Origin of the sequence: Evtepia gabavorous, from assembly GCF_003425665.1 — a bacterium.
In the GTDB taxonomy this organism is placed as follows: Bacteria; Bacillota; Clostridia; order Oscillospirales; family Oscillospiraceae; genus Evtepia; species Evtepia gabavorous.
This window is the reverse complement of record NZ_QQRQ01000001.1, coordinates 165,629-189,583: the sequence shown is the minus strand read 5'-3', so window position 1 is coordinate 189,583 and position 23,955 is coordinate 165,629. Positions and strand designations below refer to the sequence as shown.

The 23,955-nt window shown below is 55.2% G+C and carries 26 protein-coding genes; 7 read left to right on the top strand and 19 right to left on the bottom strand.

Annotated elements, in window-relative coordinates:
* Positions 1-40 precede the first annotated feature (40 nt).
* The 3 genes from hslO to DV520_RS00860 are packed head-to-tail and all read right to left on the bottom strand — an operon-like array spanning position 41 to position 2,004.
* Positions 41-916 carry an Hsp33 family molecular chaperone HslO gene (gene hslO, locus DV520_RS00870; protein ID WP_117141472.1) on the bottom strand — a complete coding sequence of 292 codons (876 nt, stop codon included), beginning with the start codon at positions 914-916 and terminating at the stop codon, positions 41-43.
* Positions 917-928: 12 nt separating this feature from the next.
* Positions 929-1,699 carry a class I SAM-dependent DNA methyltransferase gene (locus DV520_RS00865; protein WP_021919940.1) on the bottom strand — a complete coding sequence of 257 codons (771 nt, stop codon included), beginning with the start codon at positions 1,697-1,699 and terminating at the stop codon, positions 929-931.
* Entirely contained in the window at positions 1,696-2,004 is a 309-nt protein-coding gene (locus DV520_RS00860; protein ID WP_021919941.1) for a YerC/YecD family TrpR-related protein, read from the bottom strand. The genes DV520_RS00865 and DV520_RS00860 overlap by 4 nt, the downstream gene beginning before the upstream one ends.
* A 234-nt stretch (positions 2,005-2,238) precedes the next feature.
* Here DV520_RS00860 and DV520_RS00855 point away from each other — a divergent pair, with 234 nt between their 5' ends.
* Positions 2,239-3,522 carry an adenylosuccinate synthase gene (locus DV520_RS00855; protein ID WP_021919942.1) on the top strand — a complete coding sequence of 428 codons (1,284 nt, stop codon included), beginning with the start codon at positions 2,239-2,241 and terminating at the stop codon, positions 3,520-3,522.
* Positions 3,523-3,580: 58 nt separating this feature from the next.
* Here the strand turns inward: DV520_RS00855 and sigK are convergent, their stop codons facing one another.
* The 9 genes from sigK to DV520_RS00810 all read right to left on the bottom strand — a co-directional run bounded on the left by sigK (position 3,581) and on the right by DV520_RS00810 (position 10,689).
* Positions 3,581-4,267 carry an RNA polymerase sporulation sigma factor SigK gene (gene sigK / locus DV520_RS00850; RefSeq protein ID WP_021919943.1) on the bottom strand — a complete coding sequence of 229 codons (687 nt, stop codon included), beginning with the start codon at positions 4,265-4,267 and terminating at the stop codon, positions 3,581-3,583.
* A 169-nt stretch (positions 4,268-4,436) separates the two neighbouring features.
* Positions 4,437-4,838 carry an ATP synthase F1 subunit epsilon gene (gene atpC, locus DV520_RS00845; RefSeq protein ID WP_021919944.1) on the bottom strand — a complete coding sequence of 134 codons (402 nt, stop codon included), beginning with the start codon at positions 4,836-4,838 and terminating at the stop codon, positions 4,437-4,439.
* Entirely contained in the window at positions 4,838-6,235 is a 1,398-nt protein-coding gene (gene atpD, locus DV520_RS00840) for a F0F1 ATP synthase subunit beta (RefSeq protein WP_021919945.1), read from the bottom strand. Before atpD ends, atpC begins: the two co-directional genes overlap by 1 nt.
* A gap of 17 nt (positions 6,236-6,252) precedes the next feature.
* Positions 6,253-7,206, bottom strand: a complete 954-nt coding sequence (gene atpG, locus DV520_RS00835; protein ID WP_117141471.1) for an ATP synthase F1 subunit gamma — start codon at positions 7,204-7,206, stop codon at positions 6,253-6,255.
* Positions 7,194-8,711, bottom strand: a complete 1,518-nt coding sequence (gene atpA / locus DV520_RS00830) for a F0F1 ATP synthase subunit alpha (protein ID WP_117141470.1) — start codon at positions 8,709-8,711, stop codon at positions 7,194-7,196. Before atpA ends, atpG begins: the two co-directional genes overlap by 13 nt.
* The gene (gene atpH / locus DV520_RS00825; RefSeq protein WP_117141469.1) at positions 8,708-9,232 is read right to left on the bottom strand and encodes an ATP synthase F1 subunit delta; all 525 of its coding nucleotides are present in this window, start codon (positions 9,230-9,232) and stop codon (positions 8,708-8,710) included. Before atpH ends, atpA begins: the two co-directional genes overlap by 4 nt.
* Positions 9,232-9,717 (bottom strand): F0F1 ATP synthase subunit B, encoded by a 486-nt coding sequence (gene atpF / locus DV520_RS00820; RefSeq protein WP_021919949.1) that lies wholly within the window; start codon positions 9,715-9,717, stop codon positions 9,232-9,234. The genes atpH and atpF overlap by 1 nt, the downstream gene beginning before the upstream one ends.
* 15 nt (positions 9,718-9,732) lie before the next feature.
* Positions 9,733-9,951 (bottom strand): ATP synthase F0 subunit C, encoded by a 219-nt coding sequence (gene atpE / locus DV520_RS00815; RefSeq protein ID WP_021919950.1) that lies wholly within the window; start codon positions 9,949-9,951, stop codon positions 9,733-9,735.
* Between the two features lie 48 nt (positions 9,952-9,999).
* The gene (locus DV520_RS00810; protein ID WP_021919951.1) at positions 10,000-10,689 is read right to left on the bottom strand and encodes a F0F1 ATP synthase subunit A; all 690 of its coding nucleotides are present in this window, start codon (positions 10,687-10,689) and stop codon (positions 10,000-10,002) included.
* Between the two features lie 196 nt (positions 10,690-10,885).
* Between DV520_RS00810 and DV520_RS00805 the strand changes: the two genes are divergently transcribed.
* The 3 genes from DV520_RS00805 to trxA all read left to right on the top strand — a co-directional run bounded on the left by DV520_RS00805 (position 10,886) and on the right by trxA (position 13,758).
* Positions 10,886-12,499 carry an ATP-binding protein gene (locus DV520_RS00805; protein ID WP_165850003.1) on the top strand — a complete coding sequence of 538 codons (1,614 nt, stop codon included), beginning with the start codon at positions 10,886-10,888 and terminating at the stop codon, positions 12,497-12,499.
* Between the two features lie 17 nt (positions 12,500-12,516).
* Positions 12,517-13,227: a response regulator gene (locus DV520_RS00800; protein ID WP_021919953.1), complete on the top strand. Its 711-nt coding sequence runs from the start codon at positions 12,517-12,519 to the stop codon at positions 13,225-13,227.
* 222 nt (positions 13,228-13,449) lie between these two features.
* Positions 13,450-13,758 carry a thioredoxin gene (gene trxA / locus DV520_RS00795; protein ID WP_021919954.1) on the top strand — a complete coding sequence of 103 codons (309 nt, stop codon included), beginning with the start codon at positions 13,450-13,452 and terminating at the stop codon, positions 13,756-13,758.
* A gap of 65 nt (positions 13,759-13,823) precedes the next feature.
* On the opposite strand, the gene DV520_RS00790 is transcribed toward trxA, so the two are convergent.
* The 4 genes from DV520_RS00790 to DV520_RS00775 are packed head-to-tail and all read right to left on the bottom strand — an operon-like array spanning position 13,824 to position 18,881.
* Positions 13,824-14,390 (bottom strand): hypothetical protein, encoded by a 567-nt coding sequence (locus DV520_RS00790; RefSeq protein WP_117141467.1) that lies wholly within the window; start codon positions 14,388-14,390, stop codon positions 13,824-13,826.
* Positions 14,380-16,434, bottom strand: a complete 2,055-nt coding sequence (locus DV520_RS00785; protein ID WP_165850002.1) for a M56 family metallopeptidase — start codon at positions 16,432-16,434, stop codon at positions 14,380-14,382. The genes DV520_RS00790 and DV520_RS00785 overlap by 11 nt, the downstream gene beginning before the upstream one ends.
* Position 16,435: 1 nt before the next feature.
* On the bottom strand, positions 16,436-16,801 hold the full coding sequence (locus DV520_RS00780; protein WP_187422445.1) for a BlaI/MecI/CopY family transcriptional regulator: 366 nt from the start codon (positions 16,799-16,801) through the stop codon (positions 16,436-16,438).
* 1 nt (position 16,802) lies between these two features.
* Positions 16,803-18,881, bottom strand: coding sequence for a M56 family metallopeptidase (locus tag DV520_RS00775; protein WP_117141465.1), 2,079 nt, complete (start codon positions 18,879-18,881; stop codon positions 16,803-16,805).
* Between the two features lie 145 nt (positions 18,882-19,026).
* Between DV520_RS00775 and DV520_RS00770 the strand changes: the two genes are divergently transcribed.
* The gene (locus DV520_RS00770; protein WP_117141464.1) at positions 19,027-19,905 is read left to right on the top strand and encodes an MBL fold metallo-hydrolase; all 879 of its coding nucleotides are present in this window, start codon (positions 19,027-19,029) and stop codon (positions 19,903-19,905) included.
* 41 nt (positions 19,906-19,946) lie between these two features.
* Here the strand turns inward: DV520_RS00770 and DV520_RS00765 are convergent, their stop codons facing one another.
* A complete protein-coding gene (locus tag DV520_RS00765) occupies positions 19,947-21,281 on the bottom strand; it encodes a Na+/H+ antiporter NhaC family protein (protein ID WP_165850001.1) in 1,335 nt (444 codons plus the stop codon).
* A gap of 260 nt (positions 21,282-21,541) precedes the next feature.
* On the opposite strand from DV520_RS00765, the gene DV520_RS00760 reads away from it, so the two are divergent.
* Complete coding sequence (locus tag DV520_RS00760; protein WP_021919961.1) at positions 21,542-21,748, top strand: helix-turn-helix transcriptional regulator; 207 nt, start codon at positions 21,542-21,544, stop codon at positions 21,746-21,748.
* 46 nt (positions 21,749-21,794) lie between these two features.
* Positions 21,795-22,451, top strand: a complete 657-nt coding sequence (locus DV520_RS00755) for a CatA-like O-acetyltransferase, family 2 (RefSeq protein ID WP_276876880.1) — start codon at positions 21,795-21,797, stop codon at positions 22,449-22,451.
* A gap of 41 nt (positions 22,452-22,492) precedes the next feature.
* Here the strand turns inward: DV520_RS00755 and DV520_RS00750 are convergent, their stop codons facing one another.
* Together DV520_RS00750 and DV520_RS00745 are read right to left on the bottom strand one after the other, a co-directional pair.
* Positions 22,493-23,386: a carbohydrate kinase family protein gene (locus DV520_RS00750; RefSeq protein WP_165850000.1), complete on the bottom strand. Its 894-nt coding sequence runs from the start codon at positions 23,384-23,386 to the stop codon at positions 22,493-22,495.
* A 23-nt stretch (positions 23,387-23,409) separates the two neighbouring features.
* Positions 23,410-23,925, bottom strand: coding sequence for a cysteine hydrolase family protein (locus tag DV520_RS00745; protein ID WP_117141461.1), 516 nt, complete (start codon positions 23,923-23,925; stop codon positions 23,410-23,412).
* Positions 23,926-23,955 lie beyond the last annotated feature (30 nt).

Genomic DNA, 23,955 nt, shown 5'->3' with positions numbered 1-23,955 from the left:
ACGCAGGCAATCCCAGGAAACAAGGCAGACACTGAGCCCCTCACAGGGAATCAGCCAATGCCTCCAACTCCTCTTTTTCAAAGACATGGACTGCGTCGCAAAACTGGCAGGTCATCTCCGCCCGTCCCTGTTCGGCAATCAAGGCCCGGAGTTCTTCCTTGCCCATGCTTGCCAGTGCGCTGCGCATCCGTTCCCGGCTGCAGTAGCACCGATACGACACCGGAACGCTCTCTAAGGTCTCCAAATCAAACGAGCAAAGTACCATCCGAAGCAGCTCTTCCGGGCTGACACCTTGGCTCAGATGATGGGTCACCTGGCCCACCTGTGCAATACCCGCCTCAATCTTATCAATGTCGGCATCGCTGGCACCAGGCAGCAACTGAATCAAGTAACCGCCCGCCGCAGCGACAGACAGGTCCTTCTCTACCAAGACGCCCAAGGCGCAGGCCGTGGGAATTTGCTCACTTTCGGCAAAATATGCCGTGATGTCCTCTGCAATCTCTCCAGAAACCAGAGGAATGGTTCCTACATAGGGCTCTTTCATCCGCAGATCCTTAATGACCGTCAGGGAGCCCGCCGTGCCAACCGCCCATCCCACGTCCAATTTTGCCGGTCCTTTGAGGGGAACGTCAATTTGCCCATTCTGCACATACCCTCTGACATTTCCGTCGCTGTCCGAGACGGCCAGAATGCTTCCCAAGGGACCGCCGCCATTGATCCGTATCGTCACAGAGCCGTCCTTCTCTTTAATCTGCTGTCCCATCATGGAGGCCGCCATCAGCGTGCGCCCCAGGGCCGCTGTGGCAACCGGAGATGTATGGTGGATCTCTCTGGCCCGCTGGACCATTTCCCTCCCCTGAATCGCCATCGCCTTGATGGGCGCATCCTTTGCAATCATTCTAACAATATAATCCATGCGATGTCTCTCCTACTTTTTTGTTTCCTTCGGCTTTCGGGCCGTGAAAAAGATCCGTTCCTCCCCTGCCTCCGGTCTCCGAAGTTTTAAGTTGCCATATTGGCGGATCTCCACAAAGCCCGCCTGCTGCAAATAGTTCGTCAATTCCTCCACGGAATAGGCCCGCTCTTCATGCATCTCCGTCTCCCGATGCCAGGCCTCCCCTTCCCGGCGGAAGATGTCCATGCCATAGGTACAAATCTGACGCCGGGGGTGGTAATCCGTGCGCCATACACAATAAGCGTCTTCCGTTTCATCCAAAAAAATACCACCGTCCAACCCCGCCAAGTGTTCAGGCGTGTGAACGTCAAAGACGAAAAGTCCACCGGGCTCTAAAAAAAGCCGGACCCGCTCAAATGCCCTGCGCAATTTTCCCGGCTGGGTTATATGGTTTACACTGTCCAGCAGACAAACACAGGCATCCACCGTCCCATAGAGGTCCAGCTTTTCCATTGGTTGGCAGAGAAAAATAGGCGGTTCGCCTTCCCCTTCCAATGTTTTCTCTGCGGCAATCGCCAACATCTCCGGAGAGAAGTCCACCCCGATCAGTTCATATCCCCGGGCGGCCAGCAAAAAAGACATGGTTCCTGTGCCACAGGCCAGGTCCAATACCGTATGTACTGGGTGCTTTCCCCGGGAAAAGAGCTTTTCCAAAAAATCCGCCCAACCTGGGTAGTTCACATCCTCTGTCATATCGTCATAGCAGCCAGCTAAGGCGTCATAGGTCTCATTCCAATGGCTCACGGCTTTTTCTTCTCCTCCCAAATGGGGTCCAGCCGCGGCAAAACCGTCTGGTAGCCATCCGCGCCATATTGCAGGCAGCGGTTCACCCGGCTGATGGTGGCGCTGCTGGCTCCCGTATGCTTGAGAATGTCCTGATAAATCATTCCCTCCCGGAGGTACATCGCAACCTCAATGCGCTGCCGCATGGCTTTCAGCTCTGTTACCGTGCACAGGTCCTCCATAAACCGCCGGCACTCCTCCACATTGTTCAGTTGCAGAAGGCTCTCATACAGCAAGTCATGGTCCTCTTTTGGCGTTTGCTTCATGAAACTCTTCTCCTTTTATTCTCAACTGCTTTTTTATTTTAGCAAGGTAAATCGTGAATGTAAAGAGGGAGTTCTTCAGAATTTTGAATTCCCCAAAATAAAAATGAAATTTTTCGACTCTACTCTTGCATCTTGAAATACCGAGTATTATAATGAGTTGTATTTCTTATGCGGGACCAAGTCTCATCGTGCGGTGCACGTGTATCGTATGAATCATTGCAAGGAGGGATCTCTGTGGTAAAAGCGATTGTCGGCGCCAACTGGGGTGACGAAGGCAAAGGAAAAATTACGGATTTAATGGCGGAAGCATCGGATATTGTGGTTCGTTTTCAAGGGGGCGCCAACGCGGGGCACACCATTATCAACGACTACGGCCGTTTTGCGCTGCACACCCTGCCCTCAGGCGTTTTTTACGCCCATATTACCAATGTCATTGGAAATGGCGTGGCCTTAGACATGCAAAAGATTACAAGTGAACTCCGTCATCTTGCTGAGGCAGGCGTTCCCACCCCCAATTTAATGATCTCTGACCGGGCCCAACTGCTGCTGCCCTATCACATCCTTCAAGACACCTATGAGGAGGAGCGTCTGGGAGGACACGCTTTCGGGTCCACCAAAAGCGGAATTGCCCCCTTCTACTCAGACAAATATGCCAAAATTGGTATCCAGGTCTGCGACCTGTTTGATCCTCCTCGTCTACGGGAGCATGTAGAGCGAGCTGTTGAGGTAAAAAATATCTTGTTCCAAACCCTGTATCATAAACCTCCCATCAACGCGGAAGCCCTATTCCGTGAGCTGCTTGAGCTGCGTGAGATCATTTCCCCCTACGTGGGAGATACCGTGACCTACCTGCATCAGGCCCTGCAGAACGGCAAGTCCATCCTCCTGGAAGGACAATTAGGGGCAATGAAGGACCCTGACTTGGGCATGGTTCCCATGACCACGTCTTCCCATACGTTAGCCGGGTTTGGCTGTGTGGGCGCCCCGGTTCCACCCACCGCGATTCACGATGTCATCTGTGTCACCAAGGCCTACTCCTCCTGTGTCGGTGCGCAAACAGAGCCTTTCGTGAGTGAGCTTCTGGGAGAAGCCGGGGCAGAACTTCGCCGCCGGGGAGGAGACCAAGGGGAGTTCGGCGCTACCACAGGACGGCCCCGCCGGGTGGGTTGGTTTGACACGGTGGCCACCAGGTACGGCTGTATGGTGCAGGGCGCTACGGAAGTGGCTTTGACTTGTCTGGATGTTTTGAGCTATCTGGATGAAATCCCGGTCTGTACCGCCTATGAAGTGGATGGTCAAGTTACCAAATCGTTTCCCGTTCCCGCTCTGTTATCCCGTGCCAAACCCATCTTCACCACATTGCCCGGATGGAAATCTGACATTCGCGGAATCACAGATTACCAGGCGCTGCCTGCCAACGCCAAAGCCTATGTAGACTTTATCTCCCAGGAAATTCAGACTCCTATTAAAATGGTTTCCACCGGCCCCAAACGTCATGAAATCGCACTGCACCCCTGACCTGACCGCTCCAACCGGCCCGGGACCTGTATTTTACAGGTCCCGGGCCGGTTCCCTGTTATCCTTTCTCCATTGCCTCCCGGAGTTTTCCCAAAGCTTTCTTTTCAAGGCGGGATACATAGGAACGACTGATGCCACAGGAAGACGCGATCTCTCGCTGGGTGCGCGGCCCCTCGCCGTCCAAACCGTAACGCAGGGAAATCACTTTGGCTTCCCGTTCTGTCAAGCAGTGTTCAACGCAGCGTCGAACTTTGGCACAGGAATCCCGGGCATCCAGGTTCTCCAGCATATCGTCCTCCACACTGATAACATCCATCAGTGACAGCGCGTTTCCCTCCCGGTCGGAGTCGATGGAATCGGACAGGGAGACATCCCCCTGGTACTTTCTCTGGCTGCGAAAATGCATGAGAATCTCATTCTCCACACAGCGGCTGGCATAGGTGGCCAGCCGCACCTTTTTGTCCGGCTTAAACGTGGAAATCCCTTTAATCAAACCAATGGTTCCAATGGAAATCAAATCGTCCTGATCTCCGGCCTGTACATAATATTTTTTGAGAATGTGGGAAACCAGGCGAAGATTATGTTCCACCAATTTGTTCCGGGCTTCCAAGTCTCCATTGGCAAACCGTTCTAAGTATTCTCGCTCCTCCTCCGCCTTCAAGGGGCGGGGAAATGACCCGGCGTTTCCCAACCGGAGGGGAAAGCAGAGGGTATTGAGCAGCAGTAATATCCATGCTGAAATCATGGGCAGCACCTCCTGTGCTCTACTCTATTCCCTCCCAGCCTGTCTCTATTTCCGCAAGTTTTTCCCATTCCCTTTCCATGGCTGCCCTTTTGATCCAGCAAGGTATACAGAAACGCGGTGTTCCTCTCCCATGAGGAAACACCGCGTTTCTTCTCGAATCCTAATCCAGTTATTTGGCCGCCGCTTTCAGCCGTGCCATTGCCCTGGCCAGGGCCGCTTTGGAACGGTGATACTCCTGCACACTTTGCTTCTGACGCAGGCATTCCTCCGCATGGGCTTTGGCCCGCTCCGCCCTGGCTTTGTCAATCTCCCCTGGGCGTTCCGCCGTGGACACCAGAAGAATGGCATAGTCCGGCATCACCTCGGCAAATCCCTGGCCGACAATCACGTCATCCCACTGCCCCTTTACACAGTACCGTACTGTGCCGGGCTCCAGCGCGGTCACAATGGGCTCATGGCCCGGCTGCACTCCATACTCTCCGTCCAGCGCCGGCATGATCAGCCCCTCCGCTTGGCCTTTGAAAAATTGCTTCTCCGGGGTCATAATCTCCAGTTGAAATGTCTTCTCCATCACACCGCTCCCTGGGCCCTTGCCTTCTCGCGGATCTCATCCACCGTGCCCACCATGGCAAACGCCGACTCGGGATACCGATCCAGTTCCCCGCCCAGAAGGGCTTCAAATCCTTTGATCGTCTCCTCCAAGGGGACATACCGCCCTTCCAGACCTGTAAAGGTCTCCGCCACAAAAAAGGGCTGAGAGAAATACTGCTGCATCCGGCGCGCGCGGTCCACCGTTTTCCGGTCCTCAGCACTCAGCTCCTCCATGCCCAGAATGGCAATGATATCCTGCAGCTCACGGTAACGCTGCAGCAGTTCCTGCGCGCCACGGGCCACCGCGTAATGCCGCTCTCCCACCACATCCGGCTCCAGAATGCGGGAGGTGGACTCCAGCGGGTCCACCGCAGGATAAATTCCCTGCTCCGCGATCTTACGAGAGAGGACCGTGGTTGCGTCCAAGTGGGCAAAGGTGGTCGCCGGCGCCGGGTCCGTCAGATCGTCCGCCGGAACATAGACCGCCTGTACCGAAGTAATGGCGCCGTTCTGCGTGGAGGTAATCCGCTCCTGCAGCGCCCCCACCTCCTGGGCCAGGGTGGGCTGATACCCCACTGCGGAGGGCATCCGTCCCATCAGGGCAGATACCTCCGATCCAGCCTGTACATAGCGGAAAATATTATCAATGAAGAGCAGGACATTCTGCTTCTGCCGGTCCCGAAAATATTCCGCCATGGTCAGACCGGTCAGTGCAACCCGCATCCGTGCCCCTGGCGGCTCGTTCATCTGTCCAAAAACGAGGGCGGTTTTGCTCAGAACGCCGGAGTCACTCATCTCCCGCCACAGGTCATTCCCCTCCCGGGTGCGCTCTCCCACACCGGTAAAAATGGAATATCCGCCATGCTCTGTGGCAATGTTTCGGATCAGCTCTTGGATCAGCACCGTTTTCCCAACGCCCGCGCCGCCAAACAGACCAATCTTCCCGCCTCTGGCATAGGGAGCAAGAAGGTCTATGACCTTGATGCCGGTTTCCAACAGTTCCGTGGTGGGGTTCTGCTGGGCAAAAGACGGTGCGTCTCGGTGGATAGACCACCGCTCCGATCCATCCACCGCCCCTTTCCCATCAATGGGTTCTCCCAACACATTAAACATCCGGCCCAGCGTCCCTTCTCCCACCGGTGTTTGAATCGTATGCCCTGTCGCGGTCACGCCAACGCCCCGGCCAAGCCCTTCACTGGGAGAGAGCATAATGCAGCGGACCGTGTCCCCGCCAATGTGCTGGGCGACTTCCATGACCTGTGCTTTCCCGTCCAGTTCGACGGTGAGCGCCTCATTGATTTCCGGCAGGCTTCCCTCCGAAAACTCCACATCGACCACCGGCCCAAGAACCTGGGCCACTGTTCCCTTCCGTTCCATTGTCCATTCCTCCCTTTCTATGCGCGGCTGCCGTCCGCCAGGAAACGGACGGTTCGAACCGGCGCTTTCCTGGGGTGGGAAGGCTGCGCTTCCATTTGCTGCTGTGCACCGCCGACGATCTCCGTAATCTCCTGGGTAATGGCCGCCTGCCGGGCACGGTTATACCGCAGGGAAAGCTCCTTGAGCATATCACGCGCGTTGCTGCTTGAGGCGTCCATCGCCATCATGCGGGCATTCTGCTCTGCACAAAAGGAATCCACCAATGCACCAAACAGTACCCCCGTGACATATCCCGGGACAATGTGACTCAGTACCTGGTGCTCATTGGGGACATAGGTTACCATCTGCCGGTATCCAGCCTCCTCTTCCGGCCGCGGCGTCCAGGAAAAGGCATCCATATCCAGAGGCAGCAGCTTCTGCACCTTGGGTTCCAGCCGCATGGGTGTCACCATGTCCGTGTACACCACATAGACCTCATCCAACTTTCCCTGGCGGAACAACTGGATGAACGTGTCACTGATCTCTTCCGCACGGGAAAATGTCGGGTCCTGGGCCGTGTACATGAATTCTCCATCCACCGGCACGCCCCGCTCTGAAAAATAACTGCGTCCCACCTGACCAATCAAAAACAGCATGGGCCGCAGGGTTTGGGCAAGCCGCTCCTCTGTCAGGCGCAGCACATTGTGGTTGTACGCCCCTGCCAGTCCTTTGTCCCCTGTGATCACAATGTAGCCCACGGTATGTTCCGATACATGGGGACGCTTGTCAAAATAGACATGTTCCATCGCCGGGGAGTGGTGCAGGATGTCCGAAATGGTCTCCGTCACCTTTTGAAAAAAAGGCTGTACTGCATTGAATTGCTGCCGGGCTTTTCGCAGCTTAGAGGAGGAGATCAGGTACATGGCATTGGTAATCTTGAGGGTCTGCTGTACGCTGTCAATGCGGGTGCGGATCTCCTTTATTCCTGCCATGATACGCTCACCTGCTTTTTGTACGCTTCCAGTGCCCCGCGAATTTGCTCCGTCACCGCCCCGGGCAGTGTGCCCGTGGACTGGATTTCCTCCACCAGGCCGCCGTGCTCCGCCTGAAGGCTGTCGGCAAATTCCTGGACAAACCGATTGACTCGGTTCAAGGGCACGTCAGACAGCAGATTGCTTGTGGCAATATACAGGATCACCGCCTGTCTCCACACCGCCATAGGATGATGCAGCGGCTGCTTGAGAATCTCCATGAGGCACTTGCCATGGTCCAGCGCCTGGCGGGTCTCCTGATCCAGGTCCGAGCTAAACTGGGTAAATACCTCCAGCTCACGGAACCGGGCCAAGTCAATCCGCAGCGTTCCCGCCGTCTTCTTCACTGCTTTTGTCTGGGCAGAACCGCCCACACGGGAGACCGACAGCCCCACATTGACCGCAGGCCGCTGACCGGCAAAAAACAGGTCATTCTCCAGATAGATCTGACCGTCCGTAATGGAGATAACATTGGTTGGAATATAAGCCGCCACATCTCCCGCCAGGGTCTCAATGATCGGCAGAGCTGTCATGGAGCCCCCGCCGTATGCCTCGGTCAGGCGGCAGGCCCGCTCCAACAGGCGGGAATGGAGATAGAACACGTCCCCTGGATAGGCCTCCCGTCCAGGGGAGCGGCGCAGCAGCAAGGACAGGGTCCGATATGCCACCGCGTGCTTGGAGAGATCATCATATACAATGAGGACATCCCGTCCCTTCTCCATAAAATACTCCCCGATGGCAGCTCCCACATAGGGCGCAATATACTGCTGCGGGGCAGAATCCGCCGCGGTGGCAGACACGATGATACTGTACTCCAGCGCACCAAATTTCTCCAGCGTCCCCCGCAGCTTGGCCACGGTAGAGGCCTTTTGGCCGATGGCCACATAGATGCAGATGACATCCTGCCCCTTCTGGTTCAAAATGGTATCCACGGCAATGGCAGTCTTTCCCGTCTGGCGGTCTCCAATGATGAGTTCTCGCTGCCCACGGCCAATGGGCACCATGGCGTCAATGGCCAGAATGCCGGTTTGCAGGGGCTGGTTCACCGGCTCCCGGGTGACAACGCCGGAGGCCTCATGCTCAATGGGACGGGTCTCCACCGAAGCGATGGGCCCCAAGCCGTCGATGGGCTCCCCCAATGCGTTGACCGTCCGGCCAATGAGTTCCTCCCCAACAGGGACATCCGCCGGACGTCCTGTGCGCTTGACCCAGGAACCCTCATGCAGGCCCGCCTCGCTGCCCAGCAGCACAACGCCTACGCTGTCGCGTTCCAGGTTCAGGGCAATGCCCCGCGCACCCGTTTCAAATTCCACCAGTTCTCCATAGACCACACGGTCCAGCCCATAAACCGTAGCAATGCCATCGCCAATCTCCAGGATCGTACCGCTTTCGCTGCGGCGGGTTCGGTTGTCATACTGGGCAATCTCCTCCTGGAGAATGGATATAATTTCCTCTGAATGCTTCAATGTTTTCCCCCCTCCCGGAGATTTTGTGCCAAGGCATGCAGCTGCCCCTGCACACTCTTATCGTAAGTTACCCCGTCAATCTCCAGCACGAAACCACCCAATACCGCTGGATCAAGTTCAATGGCGAAGGTGAGGGACTGATACCCATACTTCTTGCACAAACGCCGGGCCAGGGCACCCAACGCCTGGTCCCCCGGGTCCCGGGCACACCGGAGACGGCACAATCCTTCGCCCTTTTGCTTTCTTTCCAGACGCTGGTACTCCTCCACAATGTCAGGAAGCAGCGGGAACCGGCCCTTCTCCGCCAGCAGCGCGTAAAAATGCTGCAGCCGCACATCCTCTGTAAAAGAGGGCAGGCGGGCCAGCACCGCAGTTTTCTCCCGCACTTCCACCACAGGGCTGCACAATGCCTCCCACAAAGGCGGGCTGTCCGTCAGGTAATCCGCTGTTTCACACAGGCGCTCCACAGGGCAGCCCGTGCGGTACAGCGCCGCTGCATAGCGGAATGCAGGTGTGCTCATCACTCGTCACCGACCTCCTCCAGGAGGGCGTCCAGCATGGCACGGTCGGCGTCCGCGTCCAGCGTACGCTGTGACACCTTGGCCGTGGTCAGCAGCACCAAGTCAGCCACCTGCTTTTGTGCCGAGGCCAGCATGGCCTCCCGGTCCGCTGCTCTCTGACGGGCCGCCTGCTCATTAAGGCGCTGGACATCCTGGGCCGCCTCATCCATGCGTCGGCTGTACGCCAAGTCCGCCCGTTTCCGCGCTTCTTCCACAATATGGGCCGCCTCTCCCCGGGCACTTGCCAGCTGCTGGGTATACTCCGCCTTCTGCCGCTCCGCTTCCGCCAGCTGCGTCTCCGCCTGATCCAAAGTGTCCGCGACACCTTTGGCCCGCTCGTCCAGTAGCTTGGTGATGGGGCCAAACAGGAACTTTTTCATCAGCAGGAACAAAATCAACAGATTAACAAAAACCCAGATGATCTCCCAGTTCAGATTCAGAACCAACGGTCACGCCCCCGATCAGTTCATGAAGATGAGCAGAATGCCAATCAGCAGTCCAAAGATCGCGGTACCTTCTGCCATTGCGCAGCCAAGAAGCATATTCCGGCTGATCCGCCCGGCCTGCTCCGGCTGACGTGCAATGGCCTCTGAAGACTTTCCTGTGGCAATGCCGATGCCAATTCCCGCGCCAAGACCAGTCAGAACCGCGATCCCCGCGCCAAGTGCTGCAATACCCATGTTAAATTCCTCCTCAATAAAATGTTTTTCTCAGGATGTTTTCTCTGCTTACTCCAAAGATTCCGAAAGGAACAGTGTTGTCAGGAACACGAACACAACCGCCTGCAATACCCCGTCAAAGATATCGAAGTATAGGCTAAACGGAACGGGAACCACAGCAGGAGCCACCGTCTTAATCAGCTCCATAATGATAAAGCCCCCTAAAATGTTGCCGAACAGCCGCATACACAGGGCGAGCGGCCGGATGCCAACCTCCATCACGTTCAGCGGCGTGATGATCACGGACGGCTGGCCAAATTTCTTCAGTCCACCGCCCAGCCCGTGATAGCGGAACTGGGAACCGTAGATCAGCACCAGGCTCATGATCGCCAAGCCCGCTGTCACATTCAAATCTTTGGTGGGCGGTGCCACCCCAAACAGCCCGGATAGGTTCGCAAACAAAAGATACAGGCCGATGGTACCAAGATAAGGCGCAAAGGTACGCCAATATTTTTCCCCCAAGATTTCCTGACAGAAATTGTTGATGAACCCAACAAACATCTCTGCCGCCGCCTGCCGCCTGCCCGGCCGTTCTTTTAGGTCGTGGGTCAACCAAATGGCAAGCAGCGTGAGCAATAGGATAATCACCCAGGTGACCACCGCAGACGCCGGCACCGGAATCCCGCCAAACAGAGGGATCTCAAATGCCGTCTTGTTTTGAAGCTGCTCATTGAGCGCCGCTTGAATTTCATCCAACATGTACCACCTCTTTCGTTTTTCAGATCGCACCTTATTTTAGTCTTCCAAAGAAGAAAGGCAATCTTAAAAAAGTAAAAAACGCAAACCGCGCAAAATGACGGTTTCCATCCCTTTCCCCTCCAAACGGGTTTGATGCCGCTTGACGGATGTGATATGATAAACAGGAAATTTTATTGTTCAGAGGTTCATGCTGCCCATGCACAAGAAAAAAAACACCAGTCCTAAGATCTATGTTCAAATCCGGAAAATGCTCCTACTGGGTATCGTGATTGCCCTGGGACTTTCCCTTGGTGTCAGCTTTCTGCTCAACTTAATCCAGGAAAGCCGTTCCCGGGACCAGACCCTCTCCAGCGCCGCGCAGGTGGCCGCAAACACCCCTGTCTTGATGGAGGACATCCACCATACCCAGGCCACTGAGTACATCCGGCGCACCGTCCGCAATGTTCCCAGCATTGATGTCTTCGCGGTATATGATAAAAGCGGCGCTCCCGTGGCGTTCTATGACCTGGCCTCCGGCGCAGATGACCCTACGCTCTTAACCCCGCTGAGCGAGAGTGTGATGGCGTGGTTCACTGCGGGCAACGACACCATGCTCTACAATGGGGAGGCCCCCTCCGGGACTGACCGCTGTGCCTATGCGGCAATCTATTCCTCCGAAGGAGAACTGACCGGCTTTGTTATGGTGGGCATCTATATGCGCTCCATTCAAATGATGGTCCTGCGTATGCTGCTGTTTCACTTGCTTGCCTGTGTGGTCGCGCTGATCGCCGGCAGCCTCCTGAGTCTGCGCCTGTCCCGAAATATCAAGGAGGAATTGCTCGGTTATGAGCCCGACGCCTTTCGCAAGCTGTTTCTTCAGCGTATGGATATCCTGGACGCCTTGGATGAAGGCCTGCTGGCCATTGATGAAAACAAGTGTGTCACCTATCTCAACCGGGCAGCATCAGAAATTTTGCAGATTGATCAGTCCGCCGCGCTGGGGCAGCCACTGAAGGCGGTTTATCCCCGCTCCAGTATTCCCCGGGTAATGCGGACCGGCCTGCCGGAATACAATATCAGTCTGGAATCCATCACCCATGTCTCCGTCCTTTCCGATCGGATTCCCCTTTGGCACAACGGAAAAATTGAGGGGGCTGTGGCGATTTTCCGCAACCGCACAGAGGTAACCAAGCTCGCCCAGGACCTGACCGGGGTACAGCACATCGTCGAGGCACTGCGAGCCTACACCCATGAGTTTACCAACAAGCTCCACGTAATCCTTGGGCTGCTGCAGCTGGGCGACATCCAGCACGCCGAGGCGTATGTGCTCCGAATCACCGAAACCCGCGCGCAGTCCATCGGCTACATCAGTGACCGGATACAGGACCCCTCCGTGGCCGCTCTGCTGATTGGAAAAGCCTATCGCGCGGCGGAACTGGATATCCTGTTCACCCTGGACCCTGCCAGCACCTTGCATGGAAATGGGCAGTATTTGCCAGTCACTGGTCTCATCACCGTTCTGGGCAACCTCATCGAGAATTCCTTTGATGCCATGCGGGGCGCCCCCGCAGATGTCCCCAGTGAAGTCACCGTCAGCATCCGGGAGGGGGCCCACGGTCTCCTTCTGAGCGTAGACGACACCGGGCCCGGCATGACGGAGGAAGTCAAGCAGCATATCTTTGAGCGGGGCTTCTCCACCAAAGGGGATGGCCGTGGAACGGGGCTCGCCTTGGTCCGAGATATCATAGAGACCTACAATGGAACCATCCGGGTAGAATCCGACCTGGGGGTTGGCACTTCATTTATTATCACGCTGACTGACCACACATAAAGAAACAGGAGATCACTATGCTGTACCGTACTGTCATCATTGAAGACGATTCTGTCATCACCCATTTGAACCGCCGCTATGTTGAAATGGACAACCGCTTTTGTGTGGTTCAGACTTTTTCCGCTGCTCATCCCGCTCTGTTCTGGCTGCGCAGCAACCCTGTGGATTTGATTATTTTGGATGTTTACATGCCCCAGATGAGCGGACTGGACCTGCTCCGGGCGCTTCGCGCGGAAGGCGTGGACGCAGACGTTATCATGGTAACTTCCGCAGACGACGCCACCACCATCGAAGCCTTCATGCGTCTCGGTGTAACAGATTATCTAATTAAACCCTTTGGATATGAGCGGTTTCAGCTGGCCCTGAAAACCTTCTGCCAGCGCCGCAATGCCATCCACAGCGGAAAATTCACCCAGACCAAACTGGATTCCGCCCTGCTCCATATCTCCTCCACGGGAGCCGGCAGCTCCTCTGCCATGCCCAAAGGGCTGCAGAGCCAGACCCTTTCCCTCATTGAAGGCTACCTCCGTGACACCGCCCAGAAGGGACATACCTGTGATGACATTGCCAGCCATGTCGGGCTGTCCGTTGTCACCGTGCGGCGCTATATGAACTATCTGGTTGAACAGCGTATTATTACCAGCGACATGGACTACAATACCGGTGGTCGTCCCTGCATCATCTATCACATCCGCGACACGGATGATCCCCTGTCTGCGGAACCCTAACCCCCAAATACCCGGCTTGCGCATTGCCCGCCCCCCTCTATTCTTCCAATAAGGCCTGCTAAAATAACCATGGGAAGCACGGAAATCCCAGAAATCCAGCGCAAACCCTGAAAAGTTTTTTGAAATCCTGTGCTTTTATGTGTCTTGATCACAGTAAAAGGATGGATTTTCGGGTATGCTATCCACAACAAAACAAACTATCTGCAAAAAGGAGTGCTGACTATGGCAATCACCACCATCAACCAGGAAAACTTTGATGATCAGGTCACCCGGTCCTCTGCCCCTGTGCTGCTGGATTTCTGGGCTGCCTGGTGCGGGCCCTGTTCCATGCTCTCTCCCGTGGTGGAAGAACTGGCGGAAGAGCATCCGGAAATTTCCTTTGGAAAAGTCAACGTAGACGAAGCCCCTGAACTGGCACAGCGCTATCAAATTTCCGCCATTCCCACGCTCCTGCTCTTCCGGGATGGAGAACCCGTGGATGTCTCCGTGGGGGTAAAATCCAAGGCAGAGCTGGAAGCGTTCTTGAAATGATTTTCTCCTCCTCATAAGAAATTCCAAACAGAAACCGAGGCGTTCTTTTTAGAACGCCTCGGTTTCTACTTTCCCATCTCCGGCTGCAGCGGCAGGCCGCCTCTTTTCAATGCTTTCCGCAGGCCAAACAAAACCACGCAGGTACAAATTCCAATCACCACACCGACAATTCCAAGTACAACCGCCAGAGGATAAACCTCCGTCCAGGCAATCGGGAGCGCCGTGACTGTGGTAAACAGCGTACGGATGGTGCGCAGACAGAGAAGGGGGATGCGTTGGGGAAGCATTGCCTGCGCCGCAATCTCCGCCAAATTGGTCAGAAACTGAAAATGAAAGTAGATCATCAGCACGGAGGCAACCAGCTGAAGGCCGTACAGCAGGGTAAAATCCTGTATCCCCACAGCGGACATCCCCCACAGCAGCCCCTCCCAGACTCCCAGAAGCACCCCCAGAGGAAACAGCAGCTTCACAGCGGGGACAACTGGTTCCAGTCCCCCCATTGCCTTTAAGAAAAAAATATAGCAAAGCCAATTTGGTACCAGAACAATGGTACCCACTGTCAAATGGAAGCACAGCAGGAGATATCCCCAAGCAATCAGACCCACAGCGCGGGCCACCCTATTACGGTCCATCGTTTACACCTCCTCTGATTGTGAAGCTCTCTTTCTCCTCAAAATTCCAAATCAACCGAACGGCCAAACCCTGCGTGTCCGTCTCACAAACTCCCTCCACGGTCACTTCACCATCCCAGGTCTCATCCACTCTGCAATGGTTCCAGGAAACGCCACGGTTGTCACTCCCGGACGCATTCAGATTTGAAATGTCCAAATACGCATCCAGTTCCGAAAAGTCCGGTTGCTCTCCTTCTTCGATCAGAGGCATCACATGCAAACCTACCATCTGTAAGTTCTCCCGGTCCTGCCAGCCATCCACACACTGATAGGATACTTTCCAAGGCCATCGAATAACCGAAAATGCTGCGTCCGGTTTGGGGATTTCACAGAAACCGCTCCCGCGTTCCCAGTCCCAAACAGAGGTCTCGGCCTTCTCCTCGTTGTCCACCTGATAGACAGACCAGCGATGTACCGTCATGGTTCCATATTTCCCAACTGCCTTCTCTGCTTCCAGTTCCGGCACCATTCGCTCGCAGTACTCCGCCCCCCCATTTGGTATATCATAGGATAAGTAAATGGCTCGTTCCCCCGTTTCTTCCACCACGTAGCGGTTCTCCTCCCGCCACACACGGACGGGACATACCAGTTGTCCGCTGGGAAGATAGCTCTCCGTCAATTCCATGTCATCGAAACGATCCTTCTCCACAAATTCCTTTCCCTCGGGCACTGTATACAAGTAGAGGATCAGAAGTCCTGTCTGGCCGCCATCCTTCTCCTTCAGGTTCTGCACACGATACCCTCGATCGGTGTCAAATCGGTATCCATCTTCCAGACGTACCTTGACGGGCGCCTCCGCTGCCTGGTCATAAGACACCGCCGGATACAGCAAAACGGTTTCCGAAGCCGTTTTCTGTCCTTCTCCCCGGAGAAACCCATCCTCCAGCTGTTTCCGGCGCGCTTCGGGGGAGGCCATAGCGCAGTACAACGGGTTTTCCTGCATCATTCCCTTCGCATATGTGTCCAGCGCTCCTGCCGCCGTCGTGCAGGGATTGCAATGGGAAATCGCCACCATCTCCTGCCTCGATCCATCGCCCTCCCACCAGGGACGAATTTCCACTGTTTTCTCCACCGTCCCCAGAAGAGAGGAGCAGAGCAAGACCACTGTGACACAAACTGCGACAAGCGTCCTTCCCTTGGGCGCAATCGAACGCCGCTCCGCTGCCTCCGCCTGCTCTTTCAGGTCCTTTTCCCCATCGAAAATGGCACTCGTCCCAGTCAACCTCCCCGGGTCATAACCCTCCTGTTCCTCCTCCTGTAACCGCTCCAACACCTGATGATCGCAGAAGGATACCCAATCATGGTTCACCTGCCTGAGAAAGAACCACATCACAGGATTACACCAGTGGAGCGCCCGGCAAACCCGCCAGAACCCACTTTGCAGGATATTCCAACGAGTTGGATAGAGAAACGCATGGAGAATTGCCGTCTCCTCCACGGGTTTGTTCGCCGGCAGACCCAAAACAAGGTGGAAAACACCACAGACCATAGGGGACGTCAGCTGCGGAAGGAATACAGCGGCACAGATTGTCCTCCCTTCCCGCTCCCCCATTCGCTGCAGCCGCCGGAACTCCTGTGCAGAAACCGGTTCCCCGTTTTGAAATCGCCGGCGAAGCCGGAGGGACGCGAACAGTTCCCATCCCAGCATCCCAAAGACGCCAAGAATATACAGGAGAAAGAGCCAATCCGTCACGCTGACCGGCCCCCCAGAAAGCCAGGGAACCGGCGCCACGACACGCACCGCCTCATAAAAAGCAGTATAGGCCGAGGACAACCCCTGCTCCACCGTCAGTTTCACCGTTTCCACCCAGAGGGGGAGCGGCAGAAAAATATCCTTTCCATAGGTAGACGCAGGCACCATCAATCGCACCGCCAGCACCCCCCATACAGCGTACTGCCAGCGCGGAGACAGTCTGTTCCGCAGCAGCAGCTTCACCACCAGCAGTAAGAGCCCGATCAGAGAGACCGACAAGGTCTGAAGCAAAAAGCTCCATATATTTTCCATATCATACCTCCATCTCATCCAACAGCTTCCGCAAACGGTCCCGTTCCGCCTGCGTCATGTGGCTCTCTTTCAAAAAGGCCGCGATGAGCTCTCCCGCCGCGCCATTGTATACCTTATCCAGCAGCTGTTTCCGCTCCTGCTGGGCACACGCTTCCCGGCTCACAGCCGCGGCGTACTGATGGGGTTCTGTCTCCCGATGAATTTTCACCAATCCCTTGGATTCCATCCGCGTGAGGTAAGTGTGCACCGTGTTCCTCCGCCAGTTCATCTTCGGTCGCAGGGCCGAGACAATCTCTCCCAGGGGAAAGCGTTCCCCTGACCAGAGGACCTCTAAAATAGCCCACTCCCCTTCTGTCAATCGAATCATCTCAAACTCCCCCTTCCTCCGTCACTTCTTTCAAAAGGAGCATCTCCTTACGTTCCCCCTCCAGCCAGAGCTGAACGGCAAACCCTGTGGCCTGGTACTCTCTTTCTGAATAGCTGTGGATTCCTCTCACTGTCAGGATACCATCCCAATCTTTTCTGTAGACGGACCGCTTATAGTCCCCTGTTTCCGAACCAAACTCCGTTCCCCAGCCACCTTCTCCTACCAAAAGTGTCTCTGGGAAGTCGGGCACTCCTCCGTACTCTCTTCGGTTCGCTACTTGGAGTCCCGCATCGACCCGGTTTGAATCCGTCTCCTCCCAGCGCCGGAACACACAGGTCGTCACACTGGACTCGTTCACTTTGTCAAACACCGCATCCAGATCCGGCACCAGTTCGGAGGAATCCCAGGCATTTCCAAAGAATCCCTCGGCTTCCTCTCCCTCTGTCAGAATATGGTGTTCCGTCAGCGTCCTCCGCGTCACCGTACCATATACCCCCTCCGCCCTCTGCGTCCGGCCGCCGGGATAGACCGCAACATCCAGAAAAACTCCCGACATATTCTCCCGGGCCAAGTCCCCCAAATAAAGTTCCCGCAGTCCTGTCCCTTCTACCACCCAACCTTCCTCTGGCATGATCCGCACTCCATAGCGCAGAACACCTGAACTGCCCTCCGATGGTTCCATTCCATCCAGGTCCTCCAACGAGAACAACAGCTGCGCTGTCATCGTCCCGTCTGGTTCCTCCCGGAGATTGTGGATCGTATACATCTCCGCATTTCCCTGCAAAGAGATATCCGTGCTTTGTCCCGTATAGATAGGGACACTCCCTTCCTCCCCACGGTCCAGCACATAGACAGAAAGGTCCGTCCCCATTTCTATTGGTTCCATCTTCTCTCCCTGATACAGTGCCCGTGAGAGTTCTCGCTCCCATTCTCTTCGAACCTCTCGCGGAGAGGCTATGGCGAGGTAGGTGGGTTCCCCTGTCATCATTCCTTTCGCGTAGGTGTCCAGTGCACCGGCCACAGTGGAGCAGTGTGCCAGGCGAAGCGAAGCCAACGCCGCAGCCTTCTCCCAGCCTCCCGTCTGCCCCTCGGAAAGCATCGGTCGAACTCCCTGGCTCCCTGTTCCCAGCACGGTCCCTCCCAAGAGCAAAACCATCATACAGGCCACCACAAGGGCCATTCCTCTGGGATACCGCCGGAACCGAGCAATCACCTCAATGCGCCGGCCGATATTTCGGCTGCCGTCGGCCATGGAAGTGGTCCCCGGAATGCAAGAATAGCAGCCATCGGCCATAGCCAAAAGCGTATACCCGTAAGCCCGCCGCGCTTCCCCCTCCAACCGCTCCAGCACCCGCTGGTCACAGAGGGATTCCATATCCAGTTCCGCACGGTCAATAGCCAGGAGAACCAGGGGATTGCACCAATGCAGAGCCCGGCAAATGCACCAAACGCTATTTTGCAGCGCATCCCAGTACTTGATATGGAGCAGCTCATGGAGAAGCATCGCCTCATCCACCGTTCCCTCCGGCAGCACCATCACAGGACGCAGCACACCAAAGACCAGAGGGGAAGAAAGCCCAGGCAAAACAACCACCCGGCAAACCCGCAAAGCATACCGCTTCCCTATTTCATGAACGGTTCTCTGGACTTCCAATGGTGCCGGATGCCCCAGTCGAAGACAGCAGCGCAGCCGGAGATAGGCAAGAAGATACCGCAGCAGCATCACCCCCACCCCGAAGCTGTAAAGAAGGAACAGCCAGTCTGTCACGCTGGATGGAAGGCCAGCAATCCATGGAATAGGGGCTGTCACCTGCGTCATCTCGTAAAAAGACGTATAGGAGGAGGACAGGTGCCCCTCAACCACAGTTTTTAACGTCTCCACCCAAAAAGGGAGGGGCAAAAGCAGGAACTTTCCTGTCATAGTAACCGGAAATAAAATTCGGACCGCCAAAATTCCCCACAAAGCAGACTGCCAGCGTGGGGAAAGGGTCTGCTTCCATACCCTTTTCAGCCCCAGAAGCAGTCCGGCCACCAGGGAAACGGAACAGGTTTGCAGCAAAACGCCCCATAGATTTGTCATGGTCCACCTCCTACATTAGTAGAACACATCCCTCCGTATTGTACTACATTTGTAGAACGTCGTCAACGATCTTCCTGTCCCGGATGACTTTTTTTCTTTTTTCTGTTATAATGAAAAAAATTCCACGGGAAAGGATACCGCCATTATGTATGAACTGATTCAGGTTGGGCCGCGGAGCTACTATATCAACGCACCGGTTAAAATTGGCCTCTCCCTTTTGCAAGACAATCAAGTCTGCCTGATTGACAGCGGAAATGACAAAGACGCCGGGCGAAAAATTCGGCAGCTCTTGGAGCAACACGGGTGGCAGCTGCAAATGATTCTCAATACACATTCCAACGCCGATCACATTGGGGGAAATCAATACCTGCAAAAACAGACCGGATGCCATATTTACGCCCCTGGCATAGAGTGTGCCCTGACCCGACATCCACTGCTGGAGCCCTCCTACCTGTACGGCGGGTTCCCTCCCAAAGACCTGCGCCACAAATTCCTCCTGGCACAGCCAAGCCAAGCCGAGTACCTCACCGATGATGTGCTGCCCAAGGGCTGGAAAATGCTTCCCCTCCCAGGCCACTTCTTTAATATGGTAGGGTTCGAGACGGAGGACGGCGTCATCTACCTGGCCGATTGCCTCTCCAGCAAAGAGACCTTGGCAAAATACCAAATCGGCGTTCTCTATGATGTGGGGGCCTACTTGGATACATTGCAGCGGGTCAAAACCCTCCGTGCCCACTGCTTTGTTCCCGCCCACGCAGAGGCCACAGACGACATTGCTCCTCTGGCCCAATATAACATTGACCACACCCACCAAGTGGCGGAGCACATCCTTACCCTGTGCCAAGAGCCCATCTGCTTTGAACATTTGCTGCAAAAATTGTTCGATCTCTATCACCTGACCATGGACTTCTCCCAATATGTTCTGGTGGGCAGCACGGTTCGCTCGTACCTGTCCTGGTTAAAGGACAAAGGGGCACTTTCTGTCTCCTTTGACACGCGGATTCCCCTATGGAAACGGCTGTAATTTCTCAAAAAGCCAGGGCCAAACTGCCCTGGCTTTTTGTATTATCCAATGAAAAACCCCGCCGCTAAATACAAAAGGATGCTGATCCCCACGGGGATCACCAGCATCGGAACGGAAGTCTGGGCGTAACGAACATTTTCAATCCCCGTGGAGGAGCAGGCCAATGTGGCCTCCGCCCCAAAGAAACAAAGGTGGGACCCCGCCGCCGTGGCGGAAATGATTGCTCCAGCCGTGAGCAGCACATTGGTATCCAATGCCTGCGCGATGGGGATGATCACCGGAAAGGAGAGGGCGCAGACCCCCCAAAAGTTTCCCGCCGCCACCGCCAGGAGGGTAACAATCAAAAACGCCGCCACGGGGAGAACCTGCGGGCTCATGGCCGTCTTTGCCATTCCGATGACAAACTCTGGCATTCCCAAGAGACTGTTAATATCCCGGAGAATAAAGGCACTGGTCACAATAAACAAAACCCCTATCATGTCCTTGAATCCGGTCAGGATGGTATCCAAATATTTTCCCGGGCTCATAAGCCTCTGCGGAAGATACAGAAGGGCGCAGAACACCAAACTGGCCAACGTCCCATATAGAATCTCCCCTGTGGCAATGGTGATCCCAGTGACCAGAATCACCGGAAGCAAAAAGTTCCGTGCCTTGGGTTTCTTTCCGCTGCTCTCCTCTGTCTGCTCCACCGGGACTTCCCTCTGTTGCGCCAACGTGTATGCGTTTCGCATGGGGCCAAATTTGGGCAGAACCCCCACCCCGTAGAGAAGTCCGCAGAGAAGCGCCGCAAATGGATAAAACAAAAACGGCAGCGTGGCCACAAAGGTCGCCATCCCAGCCTCCGACGGACAAACGCCAGTTGCCACCAACTGGCTGATCATAAAAACACCCCAGGTAGAGGTGGGAACAATCACACAGATAGAAGACGCCGTGGCATTGCTGAGAAAGGCCAGCATTTCCCGGGGAATGTGAAACCGGTCCGTGGCCCGCCGCATTGCTGTGCCCACAGAGAGGATGGACAGCCAGTCATCCACAAAGGTGACAATCCCCAACAGCCAGCCGGCGAGCAGCGTTCGTTTCTCCCCTTTGCAGATTTTAGCAGCGATGTCGGTAAAGCCATAGATCCCCCCGGAGGCCTCAAACAACGCCACCAGGCTGCCGAAAAAGCCGCAGACCAGCACCAGCCAAATCCACAGCTCACTGCCCATGACCCCGTAGACCACCTCCAGCCACGGTTTGGCAAAGTGGACCCCGTAGAGCATCACCGCCCCCACCAACGTTCCCGCCAAAAGGGAGACCGTCGTCCGCTTGGTCAAAAACACCAGGACAATCACCACCGCTACCGGCAATAAGCTCAGCACACCATAGTTCTCCATTCCCTCACATCCTCTCTGAAAAACATCTTTGCGGTATACAATGGCCAAAAATGGCATTCTATTTTATCATAGTAAAGCATATTATCCGGTTCCGTCAAGAATTCTTTTGAAATTTTTGTGAAAAACAGAAAGCTTCTCCCATTTTTCTTCGGTGAAGTCCCCATTTCATTGAACAACAAAGGCCCTGAAAAAACATTGACAAGAAAACTGTGCACAGGTATACTATACTCCAAGAAAACTTGGCCGATTGGAGTGATTTTATGAAAGACGCATTGATCCTGAAAAATCGGCTGAAAGAAGCCCGCACAGAGAAAAAGCTGTCACAGTCCGCTTTGGCGCAGCTGGTTGGCGTGTCACGAAACACCATCAGTTCCATTGAAACCGGGCAGTTTAACCCCACCGCGAAATTGGCGTTGATCCTTTGTATCGCTCTGGACAAAAAATTTGAAGAGCTTTTCTACTTTTGACGCCTCTGCACAAACATTCCGTACATTTCAGCAAAAAGGAGGCCCCATGATCCAAGAAATTGATCCCACGCAAACCAAACGCGCCGCAGCATTCTCCCTCTGGATGCATGCGCCCATGCCGATGATTACCCTATTCAAAACGCTTGATGTCACGCCTTTGGTCAGATACAGCCGCAGAACGGGCTGCAAGTTCCACATGCTGCTGTGTTGGTGTATTGGAAGAGCCGCCTCACAAACCGAAGCGTTTTACCTGTTGCCGGTGGACCAAAAATTGATCCAATACGACAAACTGGCCATCAGCACAGTGGTGCCCACCGCAGATCACGCAATCAGCACCTGTGACATTCCCTTCTCCACAGACCTCTCCCAATTCCAGCAGGACTATCTGAATCTGACACGGCGTGTACACGACACGGGAGAGGCGTATAACCTGGCGGAAGAATACATGGTGATCGGCACCTCTGCCCTTTCTCAGTATGACATTGATGGCGCTGTGAATCTCTATGCCGGCTTTTACAACAATCCCTTTCTCATCTGGGGGAAGTATAAAAAGGGCTTTCTCAAACGTACCCTGCTGCTCTCTTTTCAGTTCCATCACACACAGTTGGACGGTGTTCCTGCCGCACAATTCCTCTCCCGCCTGCAACAAGAAATTCAAACCATTCAGAAGGCTTCCATCGTACCGAAAAGCCCTAAGGGATAACCGACCATTTCGGCCATCCCTTAGGGCTTTTTTGCTTATTTTCAAAGAGAGAAACCGTCTCTCTTCTTCCAAAATCCATGGGGGCCGCGAAGTTCCACTGTCTTGGCCGCACACCGGGCCGCCAGCACAATGCCCTCTCGGAGGGTACCACCCTGTGCCAGGGCGTACAGCAGCGCACCTGAAAAGCTGTCTCCCGCCCCAGTGGTATCCACCGAAAGACAGGGTTCTGCCTCGTAGGAAAATCTCTCCCTTGGTGCCTGTACCACACCGCCCCGTGCCCCCTGCTTCCAAACAACCGTTTTGCCAGCCTGGACCAGCCGCTCCCCCCCTTCATGCCCGCCAAGCGCGTCCAATTCCTTTTCACTGGGGGTCAGCACATCGCTGATCGCCAAAATTCTCTTGCGAAGTGCGGGAGCAATGTCCCCTGCCAAGGGACTGGGATCAAAGAGAATGCGCGTCCCTCTTCTGTGAAGACGCTCCAGGCAAGAAAGGATCTGCGGCCCCTCCTCCCCCAGAAGATAGTATCCCGTTACCCCCGCCCACGCCGGCTCGCACAAAAGCACCGCTTCCGCCAAGTCAGCCGGAAAAGAGAGTTCCACCCCCTTCCGGGTCAAAAAAGTGCGCTCCCCATTCGGCTCAGAAAAAACCAAGCAGCTTCCGGTCTCCCCTTCGGTCTCTAAAATGAATCGCTGAGACAGGCCGTGCTCTCTCCAATAGCGCTGGATGGTCTCCCCCGACCGGTCACTGCCCACGCAGGACACCACGTGGGGATGCCCGCCTAAGTTGTGGATGGTCACTGCCATATTGGCGGCACATCCGCCGACAAAGCGCGCCTGCCCAACAACATATCCATCCTGTCCCCGCTGCGGCCACCGATCAACGGAAAAATAGTGGTCCAGCAGCAGCCCTCCAAAGAGAAGAATTTCTTTCTCCACAACGGTTTCCTCCCTTACCCCAGTCACACCAGATGGATTTGACACATCTTCATGGCGGCAAGGGCATTTTCGTGGCTTTCCGGCGTAACACCTGCGCAGCAGGAAACCCGAACAGAAATTGGAATCTCCCACAATCGTGCTTTCAGACAAAGGGCGTTGGAGATCACACAGATGTCGGTACACAGGCCCACCAATTCTACCGCCGTGTATCCGCCGGCCTCCACAAAATCACAGAGGGCCACCGACCCAAACGTCGGTTTGTCGATGACCGCCACGGTCTTTCCCTTCCCCGCGTCCCGCACTTCTGGCACAATCTCCCAACCTGGGGTCCCCTGCACGCAATGGACCACCGGAAGCTGCTGCCCCTCCTGGGTCTGCAAATAATTCCCGTTATGCGTGTCTCGGGTATAAACCACATCCCCTTGGAATTCCTGGATACGGCGAACCACTGCGGGCAGAATGTTTTGCGCCTCCTTCGTCCCCAATGGGCCGGAGACAAAATCTCTCTGCATATCGACAACCACCAACAAGGACTTCATCCCTGTTCCACTCCTCTCATTTCTATTTGG